This is a genomic window from Streptomyces sp. NPDC054840 (assembly GCF_053611065.1).
On sequence record NZ_JBSGZP010000878.1, the window covers coordinates 1 to 2501 of the forward strand.

2 protein-coding genes are annotated in these 2501 nt (G+C 72.1%); both read left to right on the plus strand.

Annotation, left to right across the window (positions count from 1 at the left end; translation table 11 throughout):
• On the plus strand, positions 1-1819 hold a 1819-nt coding region (locus ACWGIU_RS35365; RefSeq protein WP_453712190.1), incomplete at its 5' end, for an FtsX-like permease family protein.
• A 105-nt stretch (positions 1820-1924) separates the two neighbouring features.
• Positions 1925-2461: a bacterial proteasome activator family protein gene (locus ACWGIU_RS35370; RefSeq protein ID WP_314243029.1), complete on the plus strand. Its 537-nt coding sequence runs from the start codon at positions 1925-1927 to the stop codon at positions 2459-2461.
• Positions 2462-2501 lie beyond the last annotated feature (40 nt).

Consider the following 2501-nt stretch of genomic DNA (forward strand, 5'->3'; position numbering starts at 1 on the left):
GCGCCACATCCGCTCCATCGTGCTCTCCGGCGGCCTGGTCCTCGGCGCCGTCGCCGCCGTGACCGGCACCGTCATCGGCATCCTGCTCACCGTCCTCCTGCGCCCCGTGCTGGAGGAGACGCTCGGCAACCGCTTCGGCGGCTTCGACTTCCGCCCGCTGGAACTGGCCGGCATCGCCCTGCTCGCCGTGATCACCGGCCTGCTGGCCGCGATCGTCCCGGCCGTCACCGCCTCCCGGCAGACCGTGCTGGCCTCGCTGACCGGCCGCCGCGGCATCCGCAAAGCCAACCGCGTACTGCCCGTCCTCGGCCTGATCGCCGTCGCGGCCGGCGCCGCGATCGCCCTCTACGGCACCACCTCGAAGCTGGGCAGCACCGTCGTGGCGGGCGGCAGCGCCCTCGCCGAACTCGGCATCGTCGCACTCACCCCGGTCCTGGTCGGCCTGTTCGGCCGGCTCGGCCGGTGGCTGCCGCTGTCGCCGCGGCTCGCGCTGCGCGACGCCGTGCGCAACCGCGGGCGTACGGCCCCCGCCGTGGCCGCCGTACTGGCCGCCGTCGCCGGAACCGTCGCCGTGGCGACGTACCAGCAGAGCAACGACGTCCAGATGCGCCAGGAGTACCGGGCCATCCTGCCCCACGGCACCGGACTGCTGGAAGGCAACGAGAACGGCGCGTACAAGGAGGTGCCCGCCCTGCGCGAGGCCCTCGCCAAGGAGATGCCGCTGGCGCAGCGGGCGGACATCGAGCGGCTGGTCGTCGGCAAGCCGAGCTGCGAGTCGTTCTCCTCGGACCCCGGCTGCGGCCGCGCCGAAATCATCACGCCCAAGGACCAGCGCTGCCCGCTCTACGAGGACACCAAGGGCAGCGAAGCCATCCTGGTGGAGCAGCGGAAGGAACTGCGCCAGGACTGGCGCTGCAAGGAGCCCCGGCACGGCACGCAGCACTCCGTCCTCGTGGGCGACGAGAAGGTGCTGAGCGTGCTCGCGGTCACCGACCCGGGCACCGTGGCCGCCCTCAAGGCCGGCCAGGCCGTCTCCTTCGACAAGCGCCAGGTCAAGGACGGCAAGCTCACCCTGCGGATCATCACCGACCCGGGGGAGGACGACATCATGCGCGGGCGCTACGACGAGGCGCCCGGTGAGGACAGGCTCCTCCCCGTACACCTGGCACCCGACTCGGTCGAGGGCTGGGGCGTCGAACTGATCCTGCCGCCCTCGGCGGCCAAGGCCGCCGGACTGGCCACCGCCCCCGTGGGCTCGTACTTCAGCCTCGACGGCCCCGCATCCAGCGAGCAGCGCCAGAAGTTGGACGGCGAGATCGACCGGATGGGCGTGGAGGCCTCCCTGCGCATCGAGAACGGCTACCAGGGCGACAACAGCCTCGTCATGCTCGCCCTCGCCATCTTCGCGGGGATCGTCACCATCGGCGCGGCCGGCATCGCCACCGGGCTGGCCCAGGCCGACGCCGAGGCCGACCTGAAGACACTGGCCGCGGTGGGCGCGCCACCGCGGGTGCGGCGGACGCTGAGCGGCTTCCAGTGCGGGGTGGTCGCCCTCATGGGCGTCGTCCTCGGATCGGCGGCCGGGATCCTGCCCGCCGTCGGCCTGCGTCTGACACAGCAGCGGGAAGCGGAGGCGCTCTACCGGGAGTCGATCGAACAGGGCTTCTCGACGGTGTCGGACGCCGTGCCGTTCGTGCCGATCTCCGTGCCGTGGGAGACCCTCGGCGGGCTGCTCGTCGTGGTTCCGCTGGGCGCGGCCCTGCTGGCGGCCCTGGTCACCCGCTCCAGCGGCGCGTTGGCCCGCCGGGCCGCGGGGTAGGCCAAGGCCTGAGACCGGTACCGGGCCGGTGCCCCCGTACAGGGTGGATCACGACTGTACGGGGGCACACCGTGTGAGGACGGAGGTGTGCGAGAGAATGACGGCATGGAGATGCCGAGGAGTGAACGGTCGCAGGACAGCCCCCCGCACGTCCTGATCGTGGGACAGGACGGGACGGCGGTCGGCGACGCCGATGACGAGTCGCGCGAGGTCCCGGTGACGGAAATGGTCGAACAGCCCGCCAAGGTCATGCGGATCGGCAGCATGATCAAGCAACTCCTGGAAGAGGTACGTGCCGCGCCTCTCGACGAGGCGAGCCGGGTGCGGCTCAAGGACATCCATGCCGCCTCGGTCAAGGAGCTGGAGGACGGCCTGGCCCCGGAGCTGGTGGAGGAACTGGAGCGCCTGTCACTCCCGTTCACGGAGGAGGCCATTCCCTCCGAGGCCGAACTGCGGATCGCCCAGGCTCAGTTGGTGGGCTGGCTGGAGGGCCTCTTCCACGGGATCCAGACGGCCCTGTTCGCGCAGCAGATGGCGGCGCGGGCCCAGTTGGAGCAGATGCGCCGCGCCCTCCCGCCGGGCGGCCCGCACGACGACGAGGACGGCGGCCACGGCGCGATCCGCTCCGGCCCCTACCTCTGACCTCCGGCGGACAACAGAAGAAGCGGGTCCGGCCCTCGCC

Excerpts from the sequence above, each read along its gene's own strand:
- ACWGIU_RS35370 (WP_314243029.1), top strand. The coding sequence starts at position 1,925 with ATGGAGATGCCGAGGAGTGAACGGTCGCAGGACAGCCCCCCGCACGTC.